This is a genomic window from Streptococcus mitis (assembly GCF_003942685.1).
GTDB lineage: Bacteria > Bacillota > Bacilli > Lactobacillales > Streptococcaceae > Streptococcus > Streptococcus mitis_CD.
The window spans coordinates 1-14,080 of sequence record NZ_RJNR01000014.1 but is presented as its reverse complement, the minus strand read 5'-3'; the positions used below and the strand labels follow the sequence as shown (position 1 = coordinate 14,080).

At 42.1% G+C, this 14,080-nt stretch carries 17 protein-coding genes, 1 pseudogene and 2 other annotated features; of the genes and pseudogenes, 12 read left to right on the top strand and 6 right to left on the bottom strand.

Features of this window, described 5'->3' with window-relative positions; genetic code table 11:
- Positions 1 to 54 precede the first annotated feature (54 nt).
- From D8855_RS08570 to trpA, 10 genes are all read left to right on the top strand, one after another.
- The gene (locus D8855_RS08570; RefSeq protein ID WP_125416966.1) at positions 55 to 747 is read left to right on the top strand and encodes a sugar transferase; all 693 of its coding nucleotides are present in this window, start codon (positions 55 to 57) and stop codon (positions 745 to 747) included.
- A 42-nt stretch (positions 748 to 789) separates the two neighbouring features.
- Positions 790 to 2,019, top strand: a complete 1,230-nt coding sequence (locus tag D8855_RS08565; protein ID WP_185757581.1) for a DegT/DnrJ/EryC1/StrS family aminotransferase — start codon at positions 790 to 792, stop codon at positions 2,017 to 2,019.
- A 34-nt stretch (positions 2,020 to 2,053) separates the two neighbouring features.
- Positions 2,054 to 2,284, top strand: a binding site (T-box leader).
- 66 nt (positions 2,285 to 2,350) lie between these two features.
- Positions 2,351 to 3,529, top strand: coding sequence for a tryptophan synthase subunit beta (gene trpB, locus D8855_RS08560; RefSeq protein ID WP_000208440.1), 1,179 nt, complete (start codon positions 2,351 to 2,353; stop codon positions 3,527 to 3,529).
- Positions 3,526 to 3,751: a binding site (T-box leader), on the top strand. It overlaps the preceding gene by 4 nt.
- 377 nt (positions 3,752 to 4,128) lie before the next feature.
- Positions 4,129 to 5,490 carry an anthranilate synthase component I gene (trpE, locus tag D8855_RS08555; RefSeq protein WP_125416962.1) on the top strand — a complete coding sequence of 454 codons (1,362 nt, stop codon included), beginning with the start codon at positions 4,129 to 4,131 and terminating at the stop codon, positions 5,488 to 5,490.
- On the top strand, positions 5,487 to 6,053 hold the full coding sequence (locus D8855_RS08550; protein ID WP_125386827.1) for an aminodeoxychorismate/anthranilate synthase component II: 567 nt from the start codon (positions 5,487 to 5,489) through the stop codon (positions 6,051 to 6,053). The genes trpE and D8855_RS08550 overlap by 4 nt, the downstream gene beginning before the upstream one ends.
- Before the next feature lie 10 nt (positions 6,054 to 6,063).
- Entirely contained in the window at positions 6,064 to 7,068 is a 1,005-nt protein-coding gene (gene trpD / locus D8855_RS08545) for an anthranilate phosphoribosyltransferase (protein WP_125416960.1), read from the top strand.
- Positions 7,065 to 7,832: an indole-3-glycerol phosphate synthase TrpC gene (gene trpC / locus D8855_RS08540; RefSeq protein WP_125416958.1), complete on the top strand. Its 768-nt coding sequence runs from the start codon at positions 7,065 to 7,067 to the stop codon at positions 7,830 to 7,832. Before trpD ends, trpC begins: the two co-directional genes overlap by 4 nt.
- Positions 7,819 to 8,418: a phosphoribosylanthranilate isomerase gene (locus D8855_RS08535; protein ID WP_094753352.1), complete on the top strand. Its 600-nt coding sequence runs from the start codon at positions 7,819 to 7,821 to the stop codon at positions 8,416 to 8,418. Before trpC ends, D8855_RS08535 begins: the two co-directional genes overlap by 14 nt.
- Entirely contained in the window at positions 8,396 to 9,619 is a 1,224-nt protein-coding gene (gene trpB / locus D8855_RS08530) for a tryptophan synthase subunit beta (RefSeq protein WP_000331265.1), read from the top strand. The genes D8855_RS08535 and trpB (D8855_RS08530) overlap by 23 nt, the downstream gene beginning before the upstream one ends.
- Positions 9,612 to 10,388, top strand: a complete 777-nt coding sequence (trpA, locus tag D8855_RS08525; protein WP_125416956.1) for a tryptophan synthase subunit alpha — start codon at positions 9,612 to 9,614, stop codon at positions 10,386 to 10,388. Before trpB (D8855_RS08530) ends, trpA begins: the two co-directional genes overlap by 8 nt.
- On the opposite strand, the gene D8855_RS08520 is transcribed toward trpA, so the two are convergent.
- Complete coding sequence (locus D8855_RS08520; protein WP_125416954.1) at positions 10,360 to 11,019, bottom strand: prepilin peptidase; 660 nt, start codon at positions 11,017 to 11,019, stop codon at positions 10,360 to 10,362. The two genes, trpA and D8855_RS08520, sit on opposite strands and share 29 nt — an antisense overlap.
- Positions 11,020 to 11,088: 69 nt before the next feature.
- Here D8855_RS08520 and D8855_RS08515 point away from each other — a divergent pair, with 69 nt between their 5' ends.
- Both D8855_RS08515 and D8855_RS11030 read left to right on the top strand, forming a co-directional pair.
- Positions 11,089 to 11,544, top strand: a complete 456-nt coding sequence (locus D8855_RS08515) for a GNAT family N-acetyltransferase (protein WP_125416952.1) — start codon at positions 11,089 to 11,091, stop codon at positions 11,542 to 11,544.
- 33 nt (positions 11,545 to 11,577) lie between these two features.
- Positions 11,578 to 11,849, top strand: a pseudogene (locus D8855_RS11030) (transposase); the annotation flags it as partial.
- A gap of 115 nt (positions 11,850 to 11,964) precedes the next feature.
- Here D8855_RS11030 and D8855_RS08505 read toward each other — a convergent pair.
- The 5 genes from D8855_RS08505 to D8855_RS08485 all read right to left on the bottom strand — a co-directional run bounded on the left by D8855_RS08505 (position 11,965) and on the right by D8855_RS08485 (position 13,907).
- Positions 11,965 to 12,168, bottom strand: a complete 204-nt coding sequence (locus D8855_RS08505) for a CsbD family protein (RefSeq protein WP_060628708.1) — start codon at positions 12,166 to 12,168, stop codon at positions 11,965 to 11,967.
- A gap of 30 nt (positions 12,169 to 12,198) precedes the next feature.
- Complete coding sequence (locus tag D8855_RS08500) at positions 12,199 to 12,807, bottom strand: Asp23/Gls24 family envelope stress response protein (protein ID WP_000064110.1); 609 nt, start codon at positions 12,805 to 12,807, stop codon at positions 12,199 to 12,201.
- A 30-nt stretch (positions 12,808 to 12,837) separates the two neighbouring features.
- The gene (locus D8855_RS08495; protein WP_000455064.1) at positions 12,838 to 13,008 is read right to left on the bottom strand and encodes a DUF2273 domain-containing protein; all 171 of its coding nucleotides are present in this window, start codon (positions 13,006 to 13,008) and stop codon (positions 12,838 to 12,840) included.
- Positions 13,009 to 13,019: 11 nt separating this feature from the next.
- Positions 13,020 to 13,592, bottom strand: a complete 573-nt coding sequence (amaP, locus tag D8855_RS08490) for an alkaline shock response membrane anchor protein AmaP (protein ID WP_020901648.1) — start codon at positions 13,590 to 13,592, stop codon at positions 13,020 to 13,022.
- Positions 13,593 to 13,670: 78 nt separating this feature from the next.
- The gene (locus D8855_RS08485; protein WP_025170701.1) at positions 13,671 to 13,907 is read right to left on the bottom strand and encodes a GlsB/YeaQ/YmgE family stress response membrane protein; all 237 of its coding nucleotides are present in this window, start codon (positions 13,905 to 13,907) and stop codon (positions 13,671 to 13,673) included.
- Between the last annotated feature and the right edge of the window lie 173 nt (positions 13,908 to 14,080).

Genomic DNA, 14,080 nt, shown 5'->3' with positions numbered 1-14,080 from the left:
TGGTATAATGAAAAATGTTGACAAATAGTATAATAAAAACAAAGGAGAAACAGCATGCTGAAATGGGAAGACTTGCCCGTGGAAATGAAATCAAGCGAGGTTGAGTCTTACTACCAGCTTGTCTCTAAAAGGAAGGGTTCGCTGATTTTCAAGCGTTGTTTGGACTGGGTTTTGGCCTTGGTTGTACTGGTTCTGACCTCTCCCATCTTTCTCATTTTGAGCATTTGGATCAAGTTGGATAGCAAGGGGCCAGTGATTTACAAGCAAGAGCGTGTGACCCAGTACAACCGTCGGTTCAAGATTTGGAAGTTCCGTACCATGGTGACGGATGCGGATAAAAAAGGGAGTCTGGTGACTTCTGCTAACGATAGTCGTATTACCAAGGTTGGCAATTTCATCCGCCGTGCGCGCTTGGACGAACTGCCTCAGCTGGTCAATGTCCTTAAAGGCGAAATGTCCTTTGTCGGTACACGACCTGAAGTGCCACGCTACACAGAACAGTATAGCCCTGAGATGATGGCAACCTTGCTTTTGCCAGCAGGGATTACCTCTCCAGCCAGCATCAACTACAAGGATGAGGACACTATCATCAGTCAAATGACGGAGAAAGGTTTATCAGTTGACCAAGCCTATGTTGAACATGTCCTTCCTGAAAAGATGCGCTATAACCTCGCCTATCTCCGAGAGTTTAGTTTCCTTGGAGACATCAAAATCATGTTTCAAACCGTGTTTGAAGTGCTAAAATAAAGTAGTCATGAGAAAATGAGTACAGACAAAAGGAGCAAATCAATGCCAAATTACAATATTCCATTTTCACCACCCGATATTACGGAAGCAGAAATTGCTGAAGTAGCGGATACCCTGCGTTCTGGTTGGATCACAACAGGTCCTAAGACAAAAGAACTGGAGCGTCGCTTGTCTCAATACACACAGACACCTAAGACTGTCTGTCTCAACTCTGCGACAGCCGCTCTTGAGTTGATTTTGCGTGTTTTGGAAGTGGGACCTGGTGATGAAGTCATCGTTCCAGCCATGACTTATACAGCTTCATGTAGTGTTATCACTCACGTAGGAGCGACTCCTGTCATGGTGGATATCCAAGCAGATACTTTTGAGATGGACTATGACCTGCTTGAGCAAGCCATTACTGAAAAGACTAAGGTAATTATTCCGGTTGAGCTTGCGGGGATTGTTTGCGACTACGACCGTTTGTTCCAAGTTGTGGAAAAGAAACGTGACCTCTTTACTGCTTCAAGCAAGTGGCAAAAGGCCTTTAACCGTATTGTGATTGTTTCTGATAGTGCCCATGCTTTGGGTTCTACTTACAAAGGACAACCTGCTGGTTCTATCGCCGACTTTACTTCCTTCTCATTCCACGCTGTTAAAAACTTTACAACGGCAGAAGGTGGAAGTGCCACTTGGAAAGCCAATCCAGCGATTGACGATGAAGAGATGTACAAGGAATTCCAAATCCTTTCCCTTCACGGGCAAACAAAAGATGCCCTAGCCAAGATGCAACTGGGTTCATGGGAATACGATATCGTGACACCAGCCTACAAGTGCAATATGACAGATATCATGGCTTCCCTTGGTTTGGTACAATTGGACCGTTATCCAAGTTTGTTGCAACGTCGTAAGGACATTGTGGACTGCTATGATCGTGGTTTTGCAGGTTCTCGCATCCATCCATTGGTACATAAGACTGACACGGTCGAATCTTGTCGTCACCTCTACATCACCCATGTAGAAGGAGCGAGCCTAGAAGAACGCAATCTTATTATCCAAGAATTGGCCAAAGCAGGAATTGCAAGTAATGTCCACTACAAACCGCTTCCTCTCTTGACAGCCTATAAAAATCTTGGTTTTGATATGGCGAATTATCCTAAGGCCTATGCCTTCTTTGAAAATGAAATTACGCTTCCTCTTCACACTAAACTAAGCGATGAAGAAGTGGACTATATCATTGAGACTTTCAAAACAGTTTCTGAAAAAGTGCTAACTTTATCAAAAAAATTGTAAAAAAGTCTTGACAAAGAAAAAACAAAGTATTAAAATAAGTTCAATAAATCAGAAAAGTAATTATTTTTGATCTTCAGGGAGCCTGTGGTGATTGTGAACAGGTGGTTGGAAGTAGTGAAAGTGGGCTGATTTTAAAAATGAATTTGAAACAATGAAAGTTCGGTGCGCACACCTTACAGTGCAACTTGTTGTTAGACAAGGTAGAGATGTAAAGGGGATAGTCCCTTTATAATTGAGGTGGCACCGCGTTACCAACGCCCTCACGCAGAAGTAGATTCTGTGTGTGGGCTTTTTTCATATCTTGGAACCAATACAGAAAGAGGAAAATTTTATGACAACTAAAGGTTATTTTGGACAATTTGGTGGTAGTTTTGTACCGGAGCCGATTCAGGCTTTGTTGGATGAGTTGGAAGTGACATTTGACAAGTACAAGGATGATCCAGAGTTTTTGGCAGAATTTCGCCATTACTTAAAGGACTATTCAGGTCGCGAAACACCGCTCTATTTTGCGGAAAGTTTGACAGACCACTTAGGTGGCGCTAAGATTTATCTCAAACGTGAAGACCTTAACCACCTTGGTTCTCACAAGCTAAACAACGTTTTAGGACAGATTCTTTTGGCCAAACGTATGGGCAAAAAACGAGTAATCGCAGAAACAGGAGCTGGTCAGCACGGGGTTGCGACGGCGGCAGCTGCAGCCAAGTTTGGTATGGCCTGTGATGTCTACATGGGGGCAGAGGATGTGGAGCGTCAACGTCTCAATGTCTTCCGAATGGAGATGATGGGAGCAACTGTTCACGCAGTTGAAACAGGGACACGAACTCTTAAGGATGCGGTTGATGCAGCCTTTGGAGCATGGATGAATGACCTTGAAGCCTTCTACGTACTTGGATCTGCTGTAGGTCCTCACCCTTATCCTACAATTGTCCACGAGTTTCAAAAGGTTATCAGTGAAGAATCTCGCCGTCAAATCTTAGAAAAAGAAGGCCGTTTACCAGACTACGTTATTGCCTGTGTAGGTGGTGGTTCCAATGCCATCGGTGCTTTTTCTCAGTATGTGGCTGATGAAGAAGTCAAATTGGTTGGGGTTGAAGCTGCTGGGCATGGACTTGATACAGACAAGCACGCAGCTACTATGACAAAAGGTAGCATCGGAATTGTCGACGGAATGAAGACCTATGCAGTCTTTAAGGAAGATGGAGAGCTGGCTCCAGTTTACTCTATCTCAGCTGGTTTGGACTATCCAGGTGTTGGCCCAGAACACGCCTACTTCAAAGACTCAGGTCGCGTGGAATATGTGGCTGCGACGGATGAAGAAGCTGTTCAAGCCCTGCTCCTTCTCAGCAAGACTGAAGGGATTATCCCAGCGATTGAAAGTTCACACGCTATTGCAGAAGCGGTTAAACGTGCACCGAAACTAAGTAAAGATGAGATTATCATCATCAATGTCTCTGGTCGTGGAGACAAGGACGTAGCTGCGATTGCAGACTACCTAGAAGCTAAAAAATAATAGATGGAAAAATTACAGTCCTTTCTCTCACAGAGAGCTTGTGGTTGCTGGAAACAAGCAGAGAAAACTGTAAAGTTGGGTCCATCTGAAATAAGAGAAGAAAACATAATTCTCAAGGGAGTGCCCTTTATCGCACAGCCTGTTACAGGAGGTATCTGAGACAGGAATGAGAGATAGGAGAAATCCTATAATTGAGGTGGCACCGCGAATTTCGTCCTCACGCAAGTTATTTTGCGTGGGGATTTTTATATGTCTATTATAGGTTCAGATGTTTAGTTTTAAATTATTGTTCATTATTAAATAGATTGCTACAAAAAATTTGCGAACGAAGTGAGCTTTTAAAAGATATTTCCTGCCATAGTGGTATCCTATAGAAGCAAATATGCTTCTATAGGACGGAATTTTTGAGAGTAAAATAGTTCGGGGAACTATTTTAGCCTGAGCCTAGAAATGAATGAGCGAGGAGCTCAAAAATTAGGTCTTTCATTTCATGGATTTCTAAAATCATCCACTGGATAATTTTACCTCCCGTCCGCACTATTTAAGGGAAATAGAAAAAGATAAAAAATTAAAAATAAGGAACTGAAAGGGAAATTACAATGGAACGAATCATTCATGGAGATGTCTTATCACCAATCTTGGCTTATATGCGCCTAAAGGGGCAACACAAGGTTATTTTAGAGAGTATTCCGAGAGACAAGGAAACAGCTCGTTTTTCTATCCTAGCTTATAATCCAGTTTTTGAGATTAAGTTTGAAAATGGAGTTCTTTATCAAAATGGGCAAGTGATTGATCGTGATCCCTTGGATTTCCTTTATGAAGTGACTCATAAGAGCCAACACCATTCAGACCTACCTTTTGGTGGGGGAGCCATTGGATTTGTGGGTTACGATATGATTTCGCTCTATGAAGAAATTGGTCAAATCCCTGAGGATACAATTGGGACGCCAGACATGCATTTCTTTGTCTATGAGAGTTACATGGTCTTTGACCACAAGAAGGAAAAAATCCATGTCATCGAGGATGCTCTTTATAGTGATCGCAGTCAAGAAGACTTGGAAAAAGCCTTGAATCAAGTGCTTGAGGAATTACGCATCCCTTCTCCAAATGAATTTGAAGACTTGAATTTATCACCACTTGACTTCAAACAGCATATCGCTCCTCAGAAGTTTGAGGAAATGGTGGAAACAGCTCGTGACTTGATTCGAAATGGTGACATGTTCCAATGCGTGCTCAGTCAGCGCTTCTCAGCAGAAGTTACTGGAAATCCTTTTGACTTCTACAGAAATCTCCGCGTGACCAATCCATCTAATTACCTTTATTTCTATGACTTTGGGGATTATCAAATCATCGGTGCTAGTCCTGAAAGTTTGGTTTCTGTCAAAAATGGCATCGTGACAACCAATCCGATTGCGGGTACACGACCAAGAGGAGCAACGGATGAAGAGGACAAGGCTTTGGCGACAGACCTGCTTTCGGATGAAAAGGAAACAGCAGAGCATCGAATGTTGGTAGACTTAGGTCGTAATGATATTGGTCGCATCTCTGAAACGGCAAGCGTTCAAGTTACCAAGTATATGGAAGTAGAGCTCTTCCGCTACGTCATGCATTTGACCAGTGTTGTCAAGGGGCGCTTGCTTCCAGAACTCACTGCTATGGATGCCTTGAAATCAACACTTCCTGCTGGAACAGTTTCTGGAGCACCAAAGATTCGAGCTATGAGACGGATCTATGAACTAGAAACGGAAAAACGAGGCGTATACGCAGGAGCAATCGGCTACTTGTCTGCGACGGGTGATATGGATTTCGCCATTGCCATCCGAACTATGATTCTCAAAAATCAAACAGCCTATGTGCAGGCTGGGGCAGGGATTGTCTATGACTCCATCGCCCAAAACGAATACCAAGAAACCATTAACAAGGCTAAATCTATGACTAGAATTGGAGAACTAAGACCATGATTTTATTGATTGATAACTATGATTCTTTTACCTATAACTTGGCGCAGTACATTGGAAATTTTGCAGAAGTGCAGGTCTTGAGAAATGATGATCCCAAGCTGTATGAAGAAGCTGAAAAAGCAGATGGTCTGGTCTTTTCTCCTGGTCCTGGTTGGCCAGTTGATGCTGGAAAGATGGAAGATATGATTCGTGATTTTGCTGGCAAGAAGCCGATTCTTGGGATTTGTTTGGGTCACCAAGCCATTGCAGAAGTCTTTGGTGGTAAGTTAGGTTTGGCTCCAAAAGTCATGCATGGGAAACAGAGCAATATCAGCTTTGAAGCGCCATCTGTTTTGTATCAAGGCATTGAGGATGGCCGTGCGGTCATGCGTTACCACAGTATTTTAATTGAAGAAATGCCAGAAAACTTTGAAGTGACAGCTCGTTCGACTGATGACCAAGCCATCATGGGGATTCAACACAAAACACTTCCAATTTATGGCTTCCAGTACCATCCAGAGAGCATTGGAACGCCAGATGGCTTGTCTTCTATTCGGAATTTTATTGAGAAGGTTGTAAAGTGAGGAAACTAGGATGAAAGAGATTATTGAAAAACTAGCAAAATTTGAAAATTTATCAGGTGTTGAAATGACGGACGTCATTGAGCGTATCGTGACTGGACGTGTAACCGAAGCACAGATTGCTTCTCTCCTCTTGGCTCTTAAGATGAAGGGAGAAACACCTGAAGAGCGCACAGCCATTGCCCAAGTCATGAGAGGACATGCCCAACATATTCCAACTGAGATACATGATGCTATGGACAACTGTGGTACAGGTGGGGACAAGTCTTTCAGCTTTAACATTTCCACAACTGCAGCCTTCGTCTTGGCTGGTGGCGGCATTCATATGGCTAAGCACGGTAACCGTTCGATTTCTTCTAAATCTGGCTCTGCAGATGTCCTAGAAGCCTTGGGCATTAACCTAGACCTCAAACCAGCTGAACTAGGTAAGGTCTTTGATAAGACTGGCATCGTTTTTCTCTTTGCTAAAAATATGCATCCAGCAATGAAATACATCATGCCAGCTCGTTTGGAATTGGGTATTCCAACGATTATGAACTTGACTGGTCCACTGATTCACCCAATGGCCTTGGAAACACAGCTTCTTGGAATTAGTCGTCCAGAACTTCTAGAAAGTACAGCTCAGGTTTTGAAAAATATGGGTCGCAAACGCGCTATCGTGGTTGCTGGACCAGAAGGTTTGGATGAAGCTGGTTTGAACGGGACAACCAAGATTGCACTTCTTGAGAATGGCGAAATCACCTTGTCAAGCTTTACTCCAGAGGATTTGGGAATGGAACGTTACGCTATCGAAGATATTCGTGGAGGCAATGCTCAGGAAAATGCAGAAATTTTGCTCAGCGTTCTTAAAAATGAACCAAGTCCATTCTTGGAAACTACAGTTTTAAATGCTGGTCTTGGTTTCTATGCTAATGGTAAGGTAGATAATATCAAGGATGGGGTTGCCTTGGCTCGTCAAGTGATTGCTAGTGGCAAGGCCCTTGAAAAACTCAGACTGTTACAGGAGTACCAAAAATGAGTCAGGAATTTTTAGCACGAATCTTGGAGCAGAAGGCGCGTGAGGTCGAGCAGATGGAGCTGGAGGAAGTCCAGCCCCTGCGTCAGACCTATCGCTTGGCTGAATTTTTGAAGAATCACCAAGACCGTTTACAGGTAATCGCTGAAGTCAAGAAAGCTAGCCCTAGTCTGGGAGATATCAATCTCAATGTGGATATTGTGCAACAGGCCCAGACTTATGAAGCGAACGGAGCAGTGATGATTTCGGTTTTGACAGATGAGGTTTTCTTTAAAGGTCATTTGGATTATCTACGGGGGATTTCCAGTCAGGTACAGATTCCAACGCTCAACAAGGACTTTATCATCGATGAAAAGCAAATCATCCGTGCTCGCAATGCAGGTGCAACAGTCATCTTACTCATTGTGGCTGCCTTGTCAGAAGAACGCCTTAAGGAACTCTACGACTACGCGACAGAGCTTGGTCTGGAAGTCTTGGTGGAAACCCACAATCTAGCTGAACTAGAGGTAGCTCACAGACTCGGTGCTCAGATTATCGGAGTTAATAACCGAAACTTGACCACCTTTGAGGTCGATTTGGAGACCAGTGTAGACTTGGCTAAACACTTCAAAGATGATTGCTTGTATATTTCTGAATCAGCTATTTTCACAGGGCAGGATGCAGAGCGAGTAGCACCATACTTTAACGGCATTTTAGTAGGGACAGCTCTCATGCAGGCAGAAGATGTAGCCCAGAGAATCAAGGAGTTGCAGATTGACAAAGGTTAAAATTTGCGGATTATCGACCGAGGAAGCGGTGGGAACAGCCGTTTCAGCAGGAGCGGACTACATCGGCTTTGTCTTCGCACCTAGCAAAAGACAGGTGACCTTGGATCAGGCTGCTGAGCTGGCAAAGATTATTCCGTCAGACGTAAAAAAGGTTGGGGTATTTGTTTCACCAAGTCGGGTAGAACTGCTAGAAGCGATTGACAAAGTTGGTTTAGACTTGGTTCAAGTTCACGGTCAGATAGCGGATGATGTGTTTGAGGATTTGCCCTGTGACAGCATTCAGGCTGTGCAGGTGGATGGAGAGGGGCATGTGCCTCATTCTCAGGCAGATTATCTCCTCTTTGATGCCCCTGTGGCAGGAAGTGGCCAGACCTTTGACTGGGGGCAACTAGATACTACTGGACTAAATCAGCCCTTCTTTATCGCAGGTGGGCTTAAGGAAGACAATGTAGTACAAGCAATTCAACACTTTACTCCCTATGCAGTAGATGTATCGAGCGGAGTGGAGACAGATGGACAAAAAGATCATGAAAAGATTAGAAGATTTATAGAGAGGGTAAAGAATGGCATATCAGGAACCAAATAAAGATGGATTTTACGGAAAATTCGGAGGACGTTTCGTCCCAGAAACATTGATGACAGCAGTTTTGGAGTTGGAGAAGGCCTACCGTGAAAGTCAGGCAGATCCAAGTTTCCAAGAGGAATTAAACCAACTCTTGCGTCAGTACGTGGGGCGTGAAACTCCCCTTTACTACGCAAAAAATTTGACTCAGCATATCGGCGGAGCCAAGATTTATCTCAAACGGGAAGACCTTAACCATACAGGGGCCCACAAGATTAACAATGCCTTGGGACAAGTTTTGCTTGCTAAACGCATGGGTAAAAAGAAAATTATCGCTGAAACAGGTGCTGGTCAGCACGGTGTGGCAACTGCAACTGCTGCAGCCCTCTTTAACATGGAATGTACTATCTACATGGGTGAGGAAGATGTCAAACGCCAAGCCCTCAATGTGTTCCGTATGGAGCTTTTGGGAGCTAAGGTTGAGGCAGTGACAGACGGTTCGCGCGTGCTCAAAGATGCGGTCAATGCAGCTCTTCGTTCATGGGTGGCTAATATCGATGATACCCACTATATCCTTGGTTCTGCCTTGGGGCCTCACCCATTCCCAGAAATCGTCCGTGACTTCCAAAGTGTCATCGGTAGGGAAGCCAAACAACAGTACCGTGACTTGACAGGTCAAGATTTACCAGATGCTCTAGTAGCCTGTGTTGGTGGTGGGTCGAATGCTATCGGGCTCTTCCATCCATTTGTAGAAGATGAGTCAGTAGCCATGTATGGGGCTGAAGCAGCTGGACTTGGTGTGGATACGGAGCACCATGCAGCTACCTTGACCAAGGGTCGTCCGGGTGTCCTTCATGGTTCTCTCATGGATGTGCTCCAAGATGCCCATGGTCAAATTCTTGAAGCCTTCTCTATCTCAGCAGGTTTGGACTATCCTGGTATCGGTCCAGAACATTCTCACTACCACGATATCAAACGTGCCAGCTATGTTCCTGTGACAGACGAAGAAGCCTTGGAAGGATTCCAGCTCTTATCCCGCGTGGAAGGGATTATCCCAGCATTGGAATCTAGCCATGCCATTGCCTTTGCGGTGAAATTGGCCAAAGAACTTGGACCAGACAAGTCCATGATTGTCTGCCTATCGGGTCGTGGGGACAAGGATGTGGTTCAAGTCAAGGACCGCTTGGAAGCAGATGCAGCAAAGAAGGGAGAAGCTCATGCCTAAGACACTAACAGAAAAATTGAATGCTATCAAAGCAGCTGGAAAAGGAATTTTTGTTCCCTATATCATGGCTGGAGACCACGAGAAAGGTTTGGATGGTCTAGCTGAAACAATCCACTTTTTAGAAGATTTGGGTGTCTCTGCCATTGAAGTGGGCATTCCCTTTTCAGACCCTGTTGCAGATGGACCTGTTATCGAAGAAGCTGGCTTGCGCAGTTTAGCCCACGGGACCTCTACCCAGGCTTTGGTTGAAACTTTGAAAACCATTGAAACAGAAGTTCCGCTTGTCATCATGACCTACTTCAATCCCCTCTTTCAGTACGGTGTAGAGAATTTTGTCAAAGATTTGGCAGATACAGCGGTTAAGGGCTTGATTATCCCAGACCTTCCTCATGAGCATGCCAACTTTGTAGAACCATTTTTGGCAGATACAGACATTGCTTTGATTCCTTTAGTAAGCTTGACCACAGGGATTGAGCGTCAGAAAGAATTGATTGATGGGGCAGAAGGATTCGTCTATGCCGTTGCCATCAATGGGGTGACAGGGAAATCAGGAAATTACCGAGCAGACTTGGACAAGCACTTGGCACAATTGCATCAAGTGGCCGACATCCCCGTCTTGACAGGTTTTGGTGTATCTAGTCAAGCCGATGTTGAACGCTTCAATGCGGTATCAGATGGCGTTATCGTTGGTTCAAAAATCGTAAAAGCCCTCCATGAAGGAGAGCCGATTCAGGACTTTATCAAACAAGCAGTAGCTTACCAAAAATAATCACACAAGCAGCGAGTAAGAGGAAAGGCACAAAAGGAAGTCTTTCCTCTTTCTTTTGTAGGAGAAAGGCTAGAATTCCTGTTGCAGAAGCAAACTGAATCAAGATCAGTAACTCCGTTACGATAAAGACGAGAGAGCAGGAAGCTAAAAAGAGAAAATCCCCTGCGCCCATGCGGATATCGATAAAATGAGCCAAAAAGCCAAGAGCAAGGAAAAAGACCATGACCAGATTCCAGCCAGAGGAAGCCATGAGGATTAGGTGGAAAGTCATCCAGACCAGTAGGGGATATTCCTGATGGCGAAAGTCGTAGATGCCCAAGGTCAAACCAGCGGTGATTAGGACGACTTGCCCCAAGGAAAGCAATTCCAAAGACCAAGCCAGAAAGAGGAGCCCTAAGCCTAGTTCAAAGAGGGCATACCAGACTGTATAAGGAGATTTGCAGTAGCGACAGCGAAAGCGATTGAGCACTTGCGAGAGAATCGGAATCAAATCTAAGGGGCGCAAGCGAGTCTGACAGGAATCGCAGTGACTAGCAGGTTGGATAATGGATTGCTCAGGAAAACGGTCAATGACCAAACCAAGAAAGGAAGCGAGAATGCTACCGACGAGAAAAAAATAAATATCAATCATACTTATCTATTCGTAAAAAATGGGAGAAGTAGTATAATGGAGAAACATAGATAAGATGGTGAGGCAAAGATGACAATTCGTTTTGAAGAAAATGTGAGCCCAGAAAACGCTCAATTCGTATGCCAATGGTCCAACTCCCTTGGCAAATCCTTTCAAGAACAATGGATGGGACCAATGATTCCTTTCCCCTTGACAATTCAAGTTTTGCAAGATTTGGAAGGAATCTTTTCAATCTTTGAAGGACAAGAGTTTGTGGGGGTTATCCAGAAAATCAGGCAAGAAGACAGTAATCTTCATATTGGAAGATTTTTTATCAATCCTCAGAAACAGGGGCAAGGCTTAGGTAGGCAGGCTTTAAGGAAATTTGTTAGTTTGGTCTTTGAAAATAGAGATATAGACAGCATCTCTCTAAATGTCTTCGAGGCAAATCAAAGAGCTCAGAATCTTTACCAAAAAGAAGGATTTGAAATCGTTCAAATAGTTGAAGAACCTGTACGAAAATACATTATGAAAAAGGGGAGATAGAAAGTAAAAATCCTTGAAATCAATCTTGACTGCGATGATGAACCTGAATCAGCCCCTCAAAAGAGACTGTATATGAATGAACGTTACCAGTGTTTAAAAACTAAAGAATATCAGGCACTTTTATCTTCCAATGGTAGACAAATTTTCGCTAAACGTAAGATTGATATGAAATCTGTCTTTGGGCAGATAAAGGTTTGTTTGGTTATAAGAGATGTCATCTGAGAGGTAAGCGCCAAGTGAGAATTGACATGGGATTCGTACTCACGGTCAACAACCTGCTGAAATATAATAAGAGAAAGAGGTGAAATTAAAAAGCTAGAGTTCCGCAATTGGAAATCTCTAGCTTTTTGTTTTCTGAGAATCATCTTGACTCAGACTCTTTTGACTAATGTTACTAAAGAGATAAAGTAACTTTTAGCCTTATTTATTGTCGCCACTCAACATGTTTTTGATACCTTCTACAGCACCTTCTACAGCGTCTTTGGCATCTTCAGCAACTTCTTTTACTTTAGAAACAACTTTTTCAGCTGCTCCTTCTTTTTCCATTTTTTCATCACCGATGACTTTCCCAACACCTTCTTTAATAGAACCTTTAGCTTGATTTAATTTTTCTTCTACTGACATGATAATTTCTCCTGTTATATTTATTTTATCTTAGTTTACACGAGTTTTTTCGTGAGATACTACACCAGTTGCTGCACCTTTAACAGCTTCTACACCTTCGCTAACTTTTTCTTGAACAGTTGAGAAACCAGATCCAAGACCAGATTTAGCTTTTTCGAATTGTTCTGAAGCGAATTCTCCTGTTGATTCAGCAACGTCAGATACGCGATCTTGAAGGCTTACTGAGTCTGCTTCATGTTGTTCTTTAGTTTTGATGTCGACAACGTTTACGTTGATTTCAACAACTTCCAAGTCAGTCATTTTAGCAACTTCTGAAGATACGATTTCTCTGATTTCTGAATATAAAGCTGGAACATTTTTTTGGTACTCAGCAATAATGTTTAAGTCAACTGCAACTTGTGTTTTACCAACTTCTACGTTAACACCACTTGTTACGTCATCGCTGTTAACGATTTTTTCTTTAAGATTTGAGAAGAAACCACCGTCGATTCCCAAAAGACCTGAAACGTTTTCTAGTGACAGACCAATGATTTTTTGGATAACTTTATCTTCGTAAGTAAGTTCCCCTTTGATTTCGTGAGCTACAGCAGTAGCATCTTTCTTTTCTACGTTAGTGTTAATGTTTTTTTCGTTTGACATATGAAACTCCTTTAATTAAATTAGTAATTTTTATTTATCTATATAGTTTTTTTCGATATATAATCCAGCTGCAACTCCCAGTGCTCCTAAAATCAATACAAATATTGTTTTGAAGAAGCCAAAGGAGATAATCAAACAAGCGAGAAATACGCCTATGAGACCTGCGATTATTGGATATCGATATTGTTTAAGCCATTCCATTTTTTACTTCCTTACTTCACACGACTAACAGTCTTTTTGTTTTGAGGTTTTGGTTTAGGCTGGTAGTCTTTTACTAGAACTTCTAGTTTAACCTGACGCTCAATACCAAAAAACTGCTTCAATCCATTAGTTATTTCATTTTGAATTAGTTGGCATCTGTCAGCGATGTTGTCCGAAGGAAGAATTTTACCTTCTACATGAACGAAACATTTATTTTTTCGTAAATTTACATGAACAGTTGGGTTCTTGATCAATCCATGATCACTCACCAAACTTCTAACAAAACCTTCGATTGCTGAATTCTTTAATTTCAATGTATCGTTTTTAGTTTCAAGTTGAATTTCCAAATAACGTTTAGGATAAAACAATACAACTAACATCGATAACAAAACTAAAGTTGATAGAGCCACTATCCCCCAGAATATATATCTAGAGAGATAAAATTCAACGAAATGATTCTGTCTCCAGCTAAATAGCTGAATGCCTAGATCACTAACTTGATGATAATCTATCAAAACAGGAAGGAAAATTGTCAAGATTAAAATACAGAAAATAATGAAACATATTTTCTTTGCTTTTGACATATACAATCCTTTCGATTTAACATTTAAACTATTTTTACCCGTCTAATCTATTTAAAAATAGTTTATTACTACAAGTAATTATTTTTTACCTGTAAAGAATGATACTACAGTAACAACAATTGCTGCTCCTGCAATAGATGGGATCAAAGCCATTCCAGCGATGGATGGGCCCCAACTACCTAAAAGGGATTGTCCTACAGATGACCCGACTAAACCAGCGAATACATTTGCGACGATTCCCATAGAAATACCTTTTTTAGTGATTCTACCTGCTACAAGTCCAATAAGACCTCCAGCAATGATTGACCACAATATTGCTTACCCTCCTTTTTTATTTTAATATCAAAAAATAAATCAATTCCTTTGATTATTGCTATTATATAATTTTGATATAAAATAATCAATTATTTTGATTATTATGTAATTTTAATATAAAAAAATCAAATTCTTTGATTGTTGCTATTATATAATTTTTAAAATTAAAAATA